The 15,645-nt window shown below is 48.3% G+C and carries 18 protein-coding genes and 1 pseudogene; 14 read left to right on the top strand and 5 right to left on the bottom strand.

Annotated elements, in window-relative coordinates; translation table 11 throughout:
• The first annotated feature begins 6 nt into the window (after positions 1-6).
• From PH256_RS09060 to PH256_RS09025, 9 genes are all read left to right on the top strand, one after another.
• Positions 7-1,056 carry a polysaccharide biosynthesis protein gene (locus PH256_RS09060; RefSeq protein WP_270913867.1) on the top strand — a complete coding sequence of 350 codons (1,050 nt, stop codon included), beginning with the start codon at positions 7-9 and terminating at the stop codon, positions 1,054-1,056.
• Complete coding sequence (locus PH256_RS09055; protein ID WP_270913866.1) at positions 1,053-2,252, top strand: capsular polysaccharide biosynthesis protein CapF; 1,200 nt, start codon at positions 1,053-1,055, stop codon at positions 2,250-2,252. The genes PH256_RS09060 and PH256_RS09055 overlap by 4 nt, the downstream gene beginning before the upstream one ends.
• Before the next feature lie 15 nt (positions 2,253-2,267).
• On the top strand, positions 2,268-2,795 hold the full coding sequence (locus tag PH256_RS09050) for a PglD-related sugar-binding protein (protein WP_270913865.1): 528 nt from the start codon (positions 2,268-2,270) through the stop codon (positions 2,793-2,795).
• A 3-nt stretch (positions 2,796-2,798) separates the two neighbouring features.
• Positions 2,799-3,938, top strand: coding sequence for a non-hydrolyzing UDP-N-acetylglucosamine 2-epimerase (gene wecB / locus PH256_RS09045; protein WP_270913864.1), 1,140 nt, complete (start codon positions 2,799-2,801; stop codon positions 3,936-3,938).
• A gap of 1,089 nt (positions 3,939-5,027) precedes the next feature.
• On the top strand, positions 5,028-6,179 hold the full coding sequence (locus PH256_RS15315; protein ID WP_442866656.1) for an acyltransferase family protein: 1,152 nt from the start codon (positions 5,028-5,030) through the stop codon (positions 6,177-6,179).
• Between the two features lie 460 nt (positions 6,180-6,639).
• Complete coding sequence (locus PH256_RS09040) at positions 6,640-7,497, top strand: TraX family protein (protein WP_270913863.1); 858 nt, start codon at positions 6,640-6,642, stop codon at positions 7,495-7,497.
• Positions 7,498-7,507: 10 nt separating this feature from the next.
• Positions 7,508-8,173 (top strand): response regulator transcription factor, encoded by a 666-nt coding sequence (locus tag PH256_RS09035; RefSeq protein WP_270913862.1) that lies wholly within the window; start codon positions 7,508-7,510, stop codon positions 8,171-8,173.
• A complete protein-coding gene (locus tag PH256_RS09030; protein WP_270913861.1) occupies positions 8,158-9,030 on the top strand; it encodes a histidine kinase dimerization/phospho-acceptor domain-containing protein in 873 nt (290 codons plus the stop codon). Before PH256_RS09035 ends, PH256_RS09030 begins: the two co-directional genes overlap by 16 nt.
• A 106-nt stretch (positions 9,031-9,136) precedes the next feature.
• Positions 9,137-9,490, top strand: coding sequence for a TnpV protein (locus PH256_RS09025; RefSeq protein WP_270913860.1), 354 nt, complete (start codon positions 9,137-9,139; stop codon positions 9,488-9,490).
• A 53-nt stretch (positions 9,491-9,543) separates the two neighbouring features.
• Here the strand turns inward: PH256_RS09025 and PH256_RS09020 are convergent, their stop codons facing one another.
• From PH256_RS09020 to PH256_RS09005, 4 genes are all read right to left on the bottom strand, one after another.
• Complete coding sequence (locus PH256_RS09020) at positions 9,544-9,822, bottom strand: winged helix-turn-helix transcriptional regulator (protein ID WP_270913859.1); 279 nt, start codon at positions 9,820-9,822, stop codon at positions 9,544-9,546.
• Between the two features lie 30 nt (positions 9,823-9,852).
• Positions 9,853-10,164, bottom strand: coding sequence for an ATP-binding protein (locus PH256_RS09015; RefSeq protein ID WP_270913858.1), 312 nt, complete (start codon positions 10,162-10,164; stop codon positions 9,853-9,855).
• A gap of 209 nt (positions 10,165-10,373) precedes the next feature.
• A complete protein-coding gene (locus PH256_RS09010; RefSeq protein WP_162613447.1) occupies positions 10,374-10,535 on the bottom strand; it encodes a hypothetical protein in 162 nt (53 codons plus the stop codon).
• Positions 10,536-10,566: 31 nt separating this feature from the next.
• On the bottom strand, positions 10,567-11,349 hold the full coding sequence (locus PH256_RS09005; RefSeq protein WP_087182772.1) for an ATP-binding protein: 783 nt from the start codon (positions 11,347-11,349) through the stop codon (positions 10,567-10,569).
• Between the two features lie 170 nt (positions 11,350-11,519).
• On the opposite strand from PH256_RS09005, the gene PH256_RS09000 reads away from it, so the two are divergent.
• Positions 11,520-11,888 (top strand): ATP-binding protein, encoded by a 369-nt coding sequence (locus PH256_RS09000; RefSeq protein ID WP_270913856.1) that lies wholly within the window; start codon positions 11,520-11,522, stop codon positions 11,886-11,888.
• Between the two features lie 90 nt (positions 11,889-11,978).
• Here PH256_RS09000 and PH256_RS08995 read toward each other — a convergent pair whose 3' ends face one another.
• On the bottom strand, positions 11,979-12,692 hold the full coding sequence (locus tag PH256_RS08995; protein ID WP_270913855.1) for a Mu transposase domain-containing protein: 714 nt from the start codon (positions 12,690-12,692) through the stop codon (positions 11,979-11,981).
• A 580-nt stretch (positions 12,693-13,272) separates the two neighbouring features.
• On the opposite strand from PH256_RS08995, the gene PH256_RS08990 reads away from it, so the two are divergent.
• The 4 genes and pseudogenes from PH256_RS08990 to tnpA form a co-directional block, all read left to right on the top strand.
• Positions 13,273-13,437 (top strand): hypothetical protein, encoded by a 165-nt coding sequence (locus PH256_RS08990; protein ID WP_164496677.1) that lies wholly within the window; start codon positions 13,273-13,275, stop codon positions 13,435-13,437.
• A gap of 118 nt (positions 13,438-13,555) precedes the next feature.
• Positions 13,556-14,140, top strand: a complete 585-nt coding sequence (locus PH256_RS08985) for a type IV toxin-antitoxin system AbiEi family antitoxin domain-containing protein (RefSeq protein ID WP_058966244.1) — start codon at positions 13,556-13,558, stop codon at positions 14,138-14,140.
• Position 14,141: 1 nt separating this feature from the next.
• Positions 14,142-14,981, top strand: coding sequence for a nucleotidyl transferase AbiEii/AbiGii toxin family protein (locus PH256_RS08980; protein WP_270913854.1), 840 nt, complete (start codon positions 14,142-14,144; stop codon positions 14,979-14,981).
• Between the two features lie 226 nt (positions 14,982-15,207).
• A pseudogene (gene tnpA, locus PH256_RS15310) lies at positions 15,208-15,417 on the top strand (IS66 family insertion sequence element accessory protein TnpA); the annotation flags it as partial.
• Positions 15,418-15,645 lie beyond the last annotated feature (228 nt).

The raw sequence follows: 15,645 nt of genomic DNA, 5'->3' as shown, positions 1-15,645 counted from the left end.
AGAGAAATGTCAAAATTTAACAACGCTACTCTTATGATCACCGGTGGTACCGGTTCTTTCGGTTCCACTGTTCTGAAACACTTTCTGGATTCGGATCTGCAGGAGATCCGAATCTTCTCTCGTGATGAGAAAAAGCAGGACGATATGCGCCACGAGCTTCAGGCCAAACATCCTGAACATGCTGGGAAAGTTCGCTTCTTCATTGGTGACGTGCGTAATGCCCAGTCTGTCCGTGATGCAATGTACGGTGTGGACTACATCTTCCATGCTGCGGCTCTGAAGCAGGTACCCAGCTGTGAGTTCTTCCCGATGGAAGCTGTTCGCACCAATGTAATGGGTACGGACAATGTGTTGCATGCTGCGATTGAGACTGGCGTGAAGCGAGTGGTGTGCCTGTCCACTGATAAGGCTGCCTATCCGATTAACGCTATGGGGATTTCCAAAGCGATGATGGAGCATGTCATCTATGCCAATGCCCGTGTTGCAGCGGAGAGAGGCAATACTACCATCTGCTGCACCCGTTATGGCAATGTGATGTGCAGCCGGGGCAGCGTGATTCCTCTGTTCATCGATCAGATCAAGGCAGGAAAACCCATCACTATTACTGATCCTCACATGACTCGTTTCCTGATGAATCTGGATGAGGCTGTGGATCTGGTAATGTTCGCATTCCAGCATGCAAATCCTGGCGATCTGTTCATTCAGAAAGCAGATGCTTCCACCATTGGTGACCTGGCAAAGGCAGTACAGCAGCTGTTTGGCGATACGGGTACCAATATTATTGGCACGCGTCACGGAGAGAAACTTTATGAAACCCTTATGACTTGTGAAGAGCGTCTGCGCAGCGAGGATATGGGTGGATACTATCGTGTTGCTGCGGACAGCCGTGACCTGAACTACGATAAATTTGTGGTGAATGGTCAAGTGAAGACTATGGCAGACGAAGCATATACCAGCCATAACACTAATCGACTGGATGTTGAAGGCACTGTAAAGAAGATTCTGACCACAGATTACGTTCAGGAAGCCTTGAAAAACTGGGAGGCGGGGAAATGAATATCCTCGTAACCGGAGCGAGTGGTTTTGTAGGCAAAAATCTTGTTTACAATCTGCGCAACATTGCGCAGGGAAAGAACCGGACTCGTCCGAACCTCTCGATCAATGAGATCTTTGAGTATGATCTGGATACAGATCCTGCACTGCTGGACAAGTTCTGTGCGGAAGCTGATTTTGTATTCAACCTGGCGGGAGTAAATCGCCCCAAAGATCAAAGCGAGTTTATGCAGGGGAATTTCGGGTTTGCTACGGTTCTTCTGGATACACTGAAAAAGCACAACAATACCTGTCCGGTAATGCTGTCAAGTTCCATTCAAGCGACTTTGATTGGCCGATATGGGCAGTCGGATTACGGGAAAAGTAAGTTGGCCGGGGAAGAGCTGTTCTTTACTTATGCTCAAGACAATGGGGCAAAAGTATTGGTGTATCGATTCCCAAATCTTTTTGGTAAATGGTGTCGTCCTAACTACAATAGTGCAGTGGCCACTTTCTGCAACAATATTGCCAATGATTTGCCGATTCAGGTGAATGATCCGTCGACCGAACTGGAGCTTCTGTACATCGATGATCTGGTGGAGGAAATGCTGAACGCACTGGAAAGCAAGGAGCATCGGTGTAACTACAATGGCCTAGAAGCTGTTGCGGATAACCAGGGGAGATATTGCTTCGTGCCGACTACCCATAAGGCAACGCTGGGACAGATTGTGGAGTTGCTGGAATCTTTCCGTGACCAGCCGAAGACGCTGCAATTGCCTGAAATTCCTGCAGGTTCGTTCGCAAAGAAACTGTATTCCACCTATCTCTCTTATCTGCCCAAAGAGAAGACCTGCTTCTCCCTTAAAATGAATTGTGATGAACGGGGAAGTTTTACTGAGCTGCTGAAAACTGCAAATTGTGGTCAGATCTCGGTGAATATTTCGAAACCCGGCATCACGAAAGGCCAGCATTGGCACAACACAAAGTGGGAATTCTTCATTGTGGTTGCAGGTACTGCCTTGATTCAACAGCGCAAGGTGGATACAGACGAGGTCCTGGAATTCAAGGTGTCTGGAGAGAATATCCAAGCGGTGCACATGCTGCCGGGCTATACACATAACATCATCAATCTTTCGGAAACGGACGATCTGGTGACGGTTATGTGGGCGAACGAAGCATTTGATCCTGAGCATCCGGATACTTACTTTGAGCCTGTTTGATAGAGGAGTAGAAGGATGGATCGTTTACTGATTTTAGGAGCAGGTGGATTTGGCAAAGTGGTTGCAGATATTGCCAGACAGAGTGGCCTATATCTGGAAGTGGCTTTTCTTGATGACGGAACCGAAGTCTATAAAGTACTGGGAAAGTGCAAAGATTATCTTGAATTTGCTGATGCAGGAACAGCATTTTATCCGGCATTTGGAAACAATGAGTTGCGATTGCAATGGATTCATCAGTTGCAGCAGAACAATCTTTCGGTTGCAACACTTGTACACAAAAAGGCATATGTGAGCCCAACTGCGGACATTGGGGAAGGTGTTGTGGTCCTTCCGGGGGCGATAGTAAACACTAATACTGTCGTAAAGGCCGGTTCAATTATCAACTGCAATGCCGTGATAGATCATGATTGCGTGATTGAAGAGGGTGTACACATCTGTTTGAATGCTACAGTAAAAGCTGAAAATCAGATTCCGCAGTATACCAAGATTGAAGCGGGGATGGTTGTGGAAAATCGAAGCTATCCTCTGAAAAGGGAAGAGTGAGCTATGAGTAAATTGAAACTGATGACCATCGTGGGCACCCGGCCGGAGATTATCCGCCTTGCCGCCGTGATCAAGAAATGCGACAAATACTTCGACCAGATTCTGGTGCACACCGGCCAGAACTACGACTACACCCTGAACGGCATTTTCTTTGAGGATCTGGGCCTGCGGGCACCGGACCACTACCTGAACGCGGTGGGCGCGGACCTGGGCGAGACCATCGGCAACATCATCGCCAAAAGCTACAAGCTGATGGTGGAATTGAAGCCGGACGCCCTGCTGATTCTGGGCGACACCAACAGCTGCCTGTCCGCCATTTCGGCCAAGCGGCTGCACATTCCCATCTTCCACATGGAAGCGGGCAACCGGTGCTTCGACGAGTGCCTGCCCGAGGAGACCAACCGCCGCATCGTGGACCACATTGCGGACGTGAACCTGTGCTACTCCGAACATGCCCGCCGCTACCTGAACGCCGAGGGCACCGCCAAGGAGCGCACCTATGTGACCGGCAGCCCCATGGCCGAGGTTCTGCGGGCCAATCTCGCCCAGATCGAAGCCTCCGACGTGTTGGAGCGGCTGGGCCTGGAGCCCCACAAATACATGCTGCTGAGCGCCCACCGGGAGGAGAACATCGACACCGAGAAAAACTTTTTGGCTCTGTTCTCCTCCATCAACGCGCTGGCGGAAAAATACAACATGCCCATTCTCTACTCCTGCCATCCCCGCAGCCGCAAGCGGCTGGGCGCCATGGGCTTCAAGCTGGACGAGCGGGTGCGGCTGCACGAGCCTCTGGGCTTCCACGACTACAACCATTTGCAGATGAACGCCTACTGCGTGGTGAGCGACTCCGGCACTCTGCCCGAGGAGTCCAGCTTCTTCACCAGCATCGGCAAGCCCTTCCCGGCGGTGTGCATCCGCACCTCCACCGAGCGCCCCGAGGCGCTGGACAAGGGCTGCTTCATCCTAGCGGGCATCACCGCCGGCGGCGTGGAGCAGGCGGTGGAAACCGCCGTGGCCATGAACGACAACGGTGACATCGGCATCCCCGTGCCCAACTATGTGGAGGATGTGTCCACCAAGGTGGTTAAGATCATCCAGAGCTATGTGGGCGTGGTCAACAAGATGGTGTGGCGTAAACATTGAAGATGTTCAGCTAAAGACATTGAACTGCACAAGGAGAAAGACTTTACTCTTTGTGCTAGAAGGATGCCCCCAATAACGTGTTTTTGAACTTGCCAGAGCACACAGTGCAATTTTAAAAGCAATATCATAAAAAACTCGAGAGTATTTATGCGCCCCTTGCTGTGAGTTATCGATAAAGTATCCGTTATCGAGGTTGAAGCAGAACGTTTGGGTGCAGTGATAAATTGTTGAAAAATCGCTACTTGATTATCCTTTGACAAAGGAGTATTGGGAGAGAAAGTTTTAAAGGGGTAAGCATTATGTAGGGATGCTATACTTTTGTTTCATGTGTTCATGAACAACACTCGCCATTTATGAAAGATACTTTTGTACTTACTAGTGTGTGCACAGTACTTCCGTTTTCAGTCGGATATTTAAGCGAAAAAAAGCCGCAATGAGCTTTCAAAGCAAACTAGCTTGCCCTCTCTAAACGTAAGCACCCTACTGACATAGGCCTCTCAATATGATCTCTTCATGTAAAACATGGGCACATATCTGGTTTCCAGCATGAGGGGGGCTGGCACTCTCTGATGTTTTTGGGCATTGTTTGCGTTAGTTTCACCCGATCTAAGCAATGATGTAAGCAAATTAAAAGAGCCGTAGTATCAGGATATCGCTGAGAGATTCTCTCCAATTGCAAAATACTTGTTGCTGGTCTGATGTGTTCATGACGCTTCAGCAGATTCTTGGTCGGTTGTACGATGAATGGGTGACTACCAAGCAGTCTTTGGCTTAGCTGCAGGCGGAAAACGAAGAATATCTGGAGCAGATCAACGAGAAGCACAGGAAGGTTCTAGCATATTTCTTGCTTTCTGACCTAAAAATTTGGGGGGTGTTCTGAATAGTGGATCTGGTGTGGAACTGCAGGAGATGCCAAAGGCAAAATGTGAAGTCAATTATTGTATATGATTATTTATGCCCGGTAGTTTGAAAGAGCACTCAAAGAAGTAAGTTTATTTTGTAAGTTCATTATAAATCTATACAAATGTATTATTACTATAATGAAAAAACTGGTTGCAAAATAGTCTTTTTATAACTAGGAGAGATTTTATGGTTCAATCGAACAGTAGAACATGTGACGTTAAAAAACGGAATTCAAGCATTGAATTTATAAAAGTAATATCTATTGTTCTTATAATAATAAGTCATGTGATTCAAACACTAGGGACAAATAACCCCAATATTCCATATAGCGACTATGTAATTGATATCTCAAATGCAACCAGTAATATTCAATATTTATTATTAGCGTTGCTAAGGAATTTTGGGCCCCTTGGAAACTCTATATTTTTTGTTTGCTCTGCTTGGTTCCTTTTGGAAAGCAAACGAAGCAGTAACAAGAAAATTCTACAAATGATTTTAGATGTTTGGGTAATATCCGTTTTACTATTTATCATTGTATACGATATGCGAAATGGAAATCTGGGCATCGAAATGATAATAAAGCAATTTTTTCCAACGACTTTCTCAAACAACTGGTATATAACATGTTATTTGATTTTCTATGCGCTGCACCCGTTTATTAATATAGTCATATATCGAATCGATCAAAGTAGTTTGTTTAGATGCACATTTGTGCTATCTTTTTTGTATATAGGATGCAACTATATTGTCCCTTCTTTTTTTGAGACCGATCTTATTCTGTGGATTACAATCTATTTTATTATTGCATATTTGAAATTTTACCTTCCAAGATTGACCAAAAACGTAAGTCTCAATCTGTTCTTTGCAGCAACTGGTTTGATAGGGCATATATGTATTGTTTTGTTTACTAACTTCCTGGGATTGAGATTTTATTATCTCCACGATAAATTATTGCATTGGAATAAAAATTGCAGCCCTTTTACTATTTTACTTGCCATATCCATATTTAATATATCTCAAAATATCCACTTTGAAAATAATATAATAAACAATATTTCTAGGATGTCGTTTCTTGTTTATATTATACATGAAAACAACTTGCTAGCATATTATTATCGTCCGCTTTTGTGGAATTACGTTTACAATAAATTTGGATACAATTTGGTTGTTGGATGGGTATTTTTACTCGCTATTTTGATTTTTCTGTTTAGCCTGTTGGCTAGCACTATATATAAAAATACTCTTCAACGATTTGTGATCTATTTTGTTGATATGGTATATCCTATTTGGAGGAAATGGTATATTAAAGCGGAATCAATCGTATTGCAAATACATTAAATATATATTTTGACTGCTTCAGACTCCCAGAAGAAATGACTTAATTACTAGAGCAATAACTCATGTCTAGCAAACGTTAATCTTTATCTGCATAACTCTTCGCTTTAAGAAAAGCACACTCTTCTCCTGAATCCCGGCTTCCAGTTTGCGTTCCTTTCGTCTCTCACGCTTGAGCAGCTCTTTTACTACCTGCTTATCTTTAAAACCGAAGTGTTCCGCAATCTCTCTTTGTATTTTCCCTTCTGCCAGCATAGCTTTGATCTCAGCTAACAACACTTGAATGTGTGTGTGATTTCATTTTCCATGACAATATCCCCTGATGTAGTTTATTTTCCTACACCAGGGGGGATTTTATCACTGCCCGTTTTTACTGGACCTGTTCAAAAATCGGTGGGTCCCTTATTGTTTCCTTAGAATTGGATGCTACGATGGCAGCATCAAGAAAGGAGACATCTGCGATATGGGAACAACACTGAAACAGATACAAGCAAAAGGCATTACGGAGACAGGGCTCAAATGGATTGCTCTGGTCACCATGGTGATGGATCACATTCACTATTTCTTTGGCTTTACCGGCCAAATTCCTGAATGGTTCAGCATGGTGGGGCGACTGGGTACGCCCTTGTTTATGTTTTGCCTTGTGGAAGGGTTTACTCACACGCATAATCGGAAACGTTATTTTGCAAAGGTCTACATTATTTCGGTCATTATGTCCGCTTTGCTCTTTTTCATGGCTTATGGCGGAGTGTTTGTGCGACCGGATGGCTTTTATCCCACCAATGGCATCATGACTGCTTTTGTGATTCTTATGGTGATCTGGCAGGGAATTGACTGGCTGGCTGAGAAAAAGCTGTTTCCAGGTCTTGTGGCGGTACTGTTTCCGCTGGCCTGGCCGTTTCTGGCTTCCTTGCTGATGATTCAATTCCCGGTATTGAGTACCCCGCTGGGCTTTCTGTGCTATTCCTTCGTTCCAATATGGGGTGTTACCGGAGACAGTAGCTGGCCGGTGCTGGCCATGGGTCTGGTGCTGTACCTGTTCCGAAAGAACCGAAAGGTACAGGTGGCTGCCTTTTGTGTCTACTACATTCTTTACGGTGTGATATATATGGGTCTGATGGCTTCTTATCTGCCGGACTTCACTTGGACGCATCTCTTCACCCGATACTATGAGATCTACGGGATTCTGGCTGCACCGCTGATGCTGCGGTATAATGGGGAGCGCGGTGGGGGACACAAGGCGTTGTTCTATGTCTTTTATCCCGCCCATGTGTACATTTTGTATGCCCTGTCCTGGGGGATGTATCTCTGGCTGAAGTGAGGAGAGAAACATGGCACATATTCTGGTGGTAGACGACGATAAGGACCTTTGTACCCTGTTGAAAACAGTTCTGGAACGGGACGGGCACCAGGTGTCCGCCCATCTCAGGGGAAACGAGGTGGATCAGGCGGCCTGCCGCTGGGCAGACTGTATTCTGCTGGATGTTATGATGCCGGGGGAGGATGGCTTTACCCTTTGCCGCCGGATCCGGAATTTGGCCGATTGCCCCATCCTTTTCCTGACAGCAAAAACCGAGGAAACAGACGTCCTCACCGGCCTTGGAATCGGCGGAGATGATTACCTGACCAAGCCCTTCCGGTTGGCGGAACTGCGAGCCAGAGTGGCTGCTCATTTGCGACGGCAGCAGCGCACCCCACACACCCGTTTGCGGCGGGGAAACCTGGACTTTGATCTGGGGGAGAAAGCGGTTTATTTTCAGGGAAAACCGCTCAAGTTGACCCGGAGTGAATATACCATCTGCGAGCATTTGGCCATGCGACCGGGGCAGACCTTTTCCAAGGAGCAACTCTACGAGGCAGCATTCGGATACGAAGGCGTGGCAGACGCTTCGGCTATTACCGAACATATCAAGAACATTCGGGCCAAACTTCGCCCATTGAATGAAAGCCCGATTGAAACAGTCTGGGGAGTTGGGTACAAATGGAAAAAAGAATAAAGCGCCCGGCTGGGCTGACGACTCTGTTTTGGCGCTATCTCATTACCACAAGCGCAGTCATTTTGCTGTTGGCGATTCTCTGGTGGATGGGTCTGACCATTTTAATGCAGATGAAGGTTGTCTATCCGGCCAGCACAGCGGCTGATGGAGTGGATAATCTGATTTCTTCCCTGACTGCCGGAACACTGACGCCGGAAGACATTCCATACTATTATCGATGGGCGATTTTTGACGGCGGACATCAGCTCATCGATGCTGGCAATATGAATGAGCGCCACTTGGCTTATGCAAAATCCGCTCTGACCGGGGATTCAACTGGTCAAGGAATCTTCTATACGCAGTATCATCGAATTGCCAAACTTTCCGAAAATCGATTCTGTGTGGTGCAGTATGATTATTCCATGCCCTATGGAATGAAAACGCTCCAGGAAAGATTGCCGGAGTTTCAGACCTGTGCACTCCTGGTGCTGCTGGTGTGCTGCCTGGGAGCTGGGACTCTTTTGACCCGGCATTTTGCAGGACTGTTGCGGCGGGATGCAGATCTGCTCACTTCCGCTGCGCAGACCATCGCCCGGCAGCGTCTGGATGAACCCTTGAACGGCCAGGCCCGTGTGCGGGAATTTGGAGATACACTGGCGGCTATGGATAAGCTGCGGGCGAGTCTGGCCCAGTCGTTGAAAGATCAATGGGCGATGGAGCAGCAGCGCCGTCTGGAGCTGGCTGCCCTGACTCACGACCTGAAAACACCTCTGACGGTAATCAGTGGAAACGCGGAGTTGCTGGAAGAGGACGCACTGAATCCAACTCATGATGTAACTTATAAAGGGTGGATTACACCACCGAAAATTACGTCATGACTGCGGCTCATTTGTGGCGAATGAAAAGACAGTTGTGATGAAGGAGGGATGCCCCTGAACCTGACCGTAACTGTCAACCCCACACATTCCCACAAAGGAGGCCATTATGGAACTGACCTACACACAATGCGGGGACTACTTGATTCCCAACCTCGTATTGTCAGACACAAAGGAGTATCACATCGGCAAGTATGGACGGATGCGTCGTGCCTATCTGAAGGAGTACCGTCCGGCCCTTTACAGTACCCTGCTGCTTACAGAAAAACTCTTTCCCCATTTGGCGGAAACCGACGCCGCCTGCAAAAACCGGCTGGAAATCATCGAGACTGCCATGATGCGCCAGGAAGGCGTGACCGAAGCACTGAAAGCCGACGATCAGATGGAGTGGGTGCGCCGGAGAAATAGCATCCACAGCCGGGCCGAAGAAATTGTCCTGCATGAACTTGTGTACGCAGAATAAGCAGCAATGCCCTCACAGCAAGCCTTGTCAGCCTGCCGTGAGGGCATTTTGCGTTATTTCAGCAACTTCCAGTATCCTTTGCGGTCGGAACCGATGCGCTTAATCAAGCCATTCTCTTTGAGCATTTTCAATCTTAGAGATACGGTTTTCCGGCTCAAAGACAGGTTTTCAGCAAGAAAAGTCGTTGTGTAAGCCGGGTCAACCGCAAGAAGATTCAATATTTTGAGCGATGTTTCGTCCAAGGTATCTGTCACTTTATCTGTTACCTTTTCTGTCACCCTGCCGGTAACAGAACGGATGACCCGATCCTCTGGCGCAGAGAATTTTATCATAATATCGCCGGGGTTGATCGTATATTCCGGCTACGGCACACCGTCCTTTTCACAGGCAGAGCAGATTTTCTCAATGCCACGTCCCCAGCTTTCAATAAAACCCGCCAGATAAAACACATGAGCAATGTTGGGATTGTAGGGGCTGGAAGCGTGCTTGCTCATCAGGTTTTCCAGCGTCCAGTTTTCCGGCAGACATCCGCAGTTGGCGATATACAGCTTATCTTCATATACGCTGATCTGAATGGGGACGCCGGATTGATACTGCTTGTGGCACAGTGCGTTCAGCAAGGCTTCCCGCAGGGCTTCCTCCGGCACAAAGTACCGTTCGATCCGCAGCTGCAAAAATCGCCACCCCAGCCTCATCTGCACGCAGTTTTAGCACCACCTTGCCGGAGTTTTAGCCCCACTTTCACGCACTGAAGCCCCACCTGCATCGCCGGAGTTTTAGCGACACCCTGCCGGAGAACCAGCGACACCTCATCGCTCTAAAACGACACCCCCTGTGGCACATGCAAAAGCTCTGCCAGCTAAGCCAGCCAGCAGAGCTCAGGTCAACTTTCTTCAGGAACAGGAATGCCGTTCTCTGTCAAGATGTTCTCCAACTGTCGAATCCGCTCGCGCTGTCGTTGGAGTTCTTTCTCAGCTGCGTAAAAGTATTCCATCGACTCACGCTCCATCTCGTTGTAGCAGGCCCGTTCCAGTTCTAAAACCATACATTTTTCCTCATCGCAAAGATATGGGCGGTCACACATCCTGGCCACCGCCTTCCCGAGTGGCCTTCAAGCCCTTGCGTTCCCGCATCGAGACTCGGCCATCCACCAGAACCTCATAAGCGTTGTGGATAATGCGGTCCATAATGGCTTCTGAAACGGGGCTGTCAGATTCCGGGTTGGGATCAATCCTGGTGTACCAACCCTCAGATTCGTACTGCGTGCAAAAGATCGTAGACTTGTGGCACCGCGCCTCCACAATTTCCAGCATATCATAGGATTCTTGCGGGGACAGCGGACGAATCAGCCATTCGTCCAGAATCAGCAGGTCTTTCTTCTTGTACGATTCAAGCACCTTTTTCAGTGTTCCACCACTGCGGGCAATGCTCAGTTCGTCCAGCAGCTCTGGCATACGGATGTACTGCACCTTCTTGAAACGGCGGCAGGCGGCATTGCCCAGGGCACAGGCGATGTAAGTCTTGCCGTTGCCAGAGGCTCCCTTGAGGATAATGTGGTGGCCTTCGTCAATGTACTGGCAGGTGGCAAACCGCAGCATCTGTGCCTTGTCCAGCTTTCGGTCCTCGTGGTATTCAATGCCTTCTACAGTGGCAGACGGCACGGCGAAGCGCGCGTTGCGGATAAATCTGTTCAGTTTGTTGCTCTGGCGTCGGTTCCATTCCGCATTTACCAGCAAGCCCAGGCGCTCCTCGAAGCCCAGTTCATTGAACGTGGGGTCTTTCAACTGGTTGGCGAACTCCGCTGCCATAGCGGTCATCTTCATTGCCGTGAGCATATCCATCGTTGCCTGGTTCAGCATCAGCGGTCACCTCTATTCGGGTCGGGCAAAACTAACCTTCAAGTGTCGGGAGTTCTCAGTCACACCTAGTCGGAAAAGATAAAGCCACTACCGATGCTCTTTTAAATCCTGTACACCGAAAAGTGTAACAACCCAGCGGAAAGAAATAGCGATGAAAGAGCAAAATGGTAATGGCTATCGGGGCGTCTGAACTCCAGGACCGATTCACGGCAGCCAGACGTTCTGGAAAGACCGATTCCTGCCTCAATGGTCTTGTGCCCCCTTCTTGCCTGATTATTAACGAGATTGGCCACCGTGCCTTTGACAAGGAGAATACCGAGCTGTTCTTTCACCTGATTGACCAGCGCTACAACAAAGAAGGCAGTTTCAATATGATCTTCACCAGCAACAAGAACCCGGCCCTCTGGTACGAGGATTTTGAGGAAGACGCTACTTTGCTGTGTACGCTGGACTGCATCTTCGACGATGCCACTGTGTTTAAGCTGCGTGTTGAAAGTTTCCGCGGAAAGAAACTGTTAGGATATCTACAGTTGAGCTGACAGTAATGAAAGAACAACTAATTTATAAGTGCTGGGTTGGGACTCTTTTTGTTTATTCAACTGGCTCGGGAGTTCGCCGACAAAAATTGGTTAAATACTCCCGACAAAATATGGTCGTGATCTCCCGGCGCCAACACCTCCCTTCCGGAAGTAGGCCGCGCCGCGGGTAATGCCGTAGCTATTGGCTTTGGGCTGCGACAGTTGGCTCTCGGCCTTGTCCGGCTTGTCCAGGTCATTTTTCAGAATGCTGGCAATGGTGCGCAGCGAGGGCGTGGTGCTGTACGCCAGAGTTTTGCCGCAGGCTGCCTCCAGCCGCTGTTTGCCGTACCGCTGTTCCAGTTTGGTCAGACCAGCGCAGGCCTTGTAGCCCTGCTCGGCGGCCTTACCGGACTTCAGGAAGTGTTCGGCTACCTTCTCGGTCATAGGACCGACCGACATCGCCCAGCGGCTGAACTCGTCAGCGTTGTAGGTGAGATATTTCTGGTGCTCCGGCGGCATATGCTCGCGCTTCACCAGCGGATCACGCTGCCGGGTCTGCAGCCGGCGGTGGCTGGCTACACGGCTGCCGTGGTAGAATACCTCTACCGTTGTTTTAGTCACGCGGATGTCCACGCGCTCGCCAATCATCAAGTTATAGGGAACAGAATACTTGTTCCTGCCATCCGTAACAAGATAGTCGTTGGCGACCTTGGCAACCGACCAGACGGCCGGTTCAAACGCACTGACCGGCAGCGGCAGCATGTAGGGCTTCTCTTCTTCCAGATAGGCACTGCGGCGGTACCGTTCGCCAAACTGAGTACTCATGTACGGCCTTTGGCCCGCCTCCTGACACTTCGCGCAGTATTCTTCCCATAGCAGCGTCAGGGTCACGCCCGACCGTGCCAGTTCGCGGTGGATGTACGGATAGTCGGGCTCAGCATATTGACTGGATGCTTTGTGCCTGTTCGGAAAGAGAAGCTGTTCCAGATCGGCATTGGCGACATCGTCGGAGAGGGGCCAGGATATGCCTTGTTTCTTTGCTGCCTGCAGTACATCTCGCACCGTATGTCTGGAACAGTGTGCCATTGATTCAATGGTTCGCTGGCTGTACTGAAGACTGCTTAACCGCAAGATCTCCCGATAATTTGTCATTACGAAACCTCCAATTGATTTAGTCACAGCTTGGCTGTGCTAAACCAATTATAAGGCTTTGGGGCTTCAGTGCGTGAAAGTGGGGCTAAAACTCCGGCAAGGTGGTGCTAAAACTGCGTGCAGATGGGGCTGGGGTGGCGATTTTTGCAACCTTCTCCATCTACCAGATTTTGCCCCAGTTGATCGAACTGTGGGGCCTGAACGTGCAGACGGAGGTAGAGGCAAGAAAAAACCTCGCAAAAGTGAGCGGGTAATGACCACCCCGCTCTTCATGCTGCGCTGTGTGCAGCTCGGTATCAGCATCGCCGACCTCGACTTGCTGACCATCGGGTTGGTCAACGACATGTTCACAGAGCGGCAGAACGACGAGTATCCCTATCGAGAACTGGCTTCGCAGGCTGACTTTGACAAATTTTAACAGCATCTCACTCAACGACCGTTCATATATTAAAAACGAAATAAGCACGGTCGTTGAATTTTACTTGACTTTCGTGCTTATTTCACTTACAATATAAGCACGAAAGGTTGGTGGTTCTATGAATGAGATGACAAGACTGATTCAAAGCCATGACTACTTGACGCCGCGCATTGCAGGAAAATCTGGAGTATCAAAATTCAAATTCTATAAATATGTTCGTGAAAATGGATTAGAACAGGTCGGCCGTGGAATCTATTCCGCGAGTGAAAACTGGCCGGACGAATTGTATGTGCTGCATCAGAGATGCCCCAATGCTGTTTTTTCGCATGACGAAGCATTTTACTATTATGATCTGACGGACAGAGAGCCACTTGTGCATACGTTTACCATTTATAGTGGCTACAATTCGCACAGATTGACAGCCGATGGAAGTTGTAAAGCTTACACGGTGAAGAAGGAACTTTTGGATGTCGGAAAAATCATGGTCAAAGACAATTGTGGTAATGAAATCCCGATGTACGATTTGGAAAGAACAATCTGCGATTTGATGCGAAGCCGTAATTCCATTGAGGCACAGGAGTTCAATTCGGTTCTTAAAGCGTATGTGTCGAGAAAAGATAAAGATCTGAACCGATTGATGAAATATGCGAAGTTGTTTCGTGTTGATAATGTGATCCGAAGATATATGGGAGTACTATTGTAAAATGCAGCTTACACCAGATCAGGTAAAGGGGCGAATTAAAAGTGTCGCCCAAAAGAACAAAGCCGATGCAAGAACACTGATGCGAATCTACATGATGGAACGATTCTTGGAACGAGTTGCGGTTTCGCAGTACAAGGACAATTTCATCATCAAGGGTGGAATGCTTGTGACTGCGATGGTCGGCGTAGCACTCCGATCTACGATGGACATTGATACCAGTCTCAAGAATCAAAATCTTTCTGCGGAGGATGCACTTCGAATTGTAAATGAAATCAAGAATATTGACCTCGGAGACGGTGTGACATTCGAGATCAAAGAAGTTTCCAACATTATGGACGAAATGGAGTATCCGGGTATTCGGTTCACTATGAACGCCGTAATGGGGAAGCTCATTACTCCAATGAAAATTGATATTTCGACTGGCGACGTGATTACGCCTAGGGCAGTTGAGTATCAATATAAGTTGCTGCTGGATGACCGATCAATCAGTCTATGGTCATACAACCTCGAAACCATCCTTGCGGAAAAGCTTCAGACGGTTCTTGCAAGAGGTCTCCTGAACACACGCATGAGGGATTTCTACGATATCAGAACGCTGCTTGCTATCTATGAACAGGAAATCAATGCAGAAGTTTTAGGAAGAGCGTTTGATGCCACTTGCAAAAAGCGGAGTACAGAAAATTTGAGAACGGACGCACCGCAGATTATTGCAGCCGTTGAGAACGATGAGCAACTGCATGCGTTGTGGAAGTCCTACCAGAATAAATATCCATACGCTGCCACAATCAGCTACGAGGACATCATGGAGAGCACAAAGTCCTTGCTGGGCATGATTCAATAGTCTGAACCTATCTTACCTCGTCAGAGAAATCTGACGGGGTATTTTTTATGCCAATTTTTAGCCTTGGGTGGAGAAAACGTAACCGCTCCATAATCCCCCGGCTACCGAAGGCTGAAAGGATGTGGGACAATAGGAGGAAATGGGACAAATGAGAAAAGAGGTCTCAAAAGTCTAAGAAGTCGCAAAAATCTCAGAAGTCTCAAAAGTCTCACAAAGGAGCAATAAAATGGGCAAGGAATATGTAAATCTGAAAAAGCAGCGGTGCCTGCAGCTTGTGCAGGAGTGTACGCACAGCGGAAAAAGCAAGCGGGAGTGGTGCGCAGAGAACGGCATTGGCTATTCCACCTTCATGCGGTGGCAAAAACGGCTTCGGGATGAATTGGCCGGAGAACTTTTGGCGCCGCAGGAGATCGTGCCGGTGCAGGTGGAACTGCCGGAACAATCTTCCCATCGGAGCACAGAGACGGCTCTGGAAAAGGCCGCGCCGGTGGTTTGCGAAGAAAGCATCGAGATCCGAACGGGCAATATCCGCATTCGTCTTCCCAAGGATACACCGGCCGGCTATCTGGCCGGCCTGGTATGGTCGTTTCTGTTGGTGTTGATGTCTCAAAGGATAAACACGATTGCTTCATTCTCAGCTCTGAGGGAGAAGTCTTAGCGGATG

Source organism: Allofournierella sp. CML151 (assembly GCF_027853465.1).
Classification (GTDB): Bacteria; Bacillota; Clostridia; order Oscillospirales; family Ruminococcaceae; genus Allofournierella.
The sequence above is the reverse complement of the archived record's forward strand: the minus strand, read 5'-3'. Positions and strand labels throughout refer to the sequence as shown.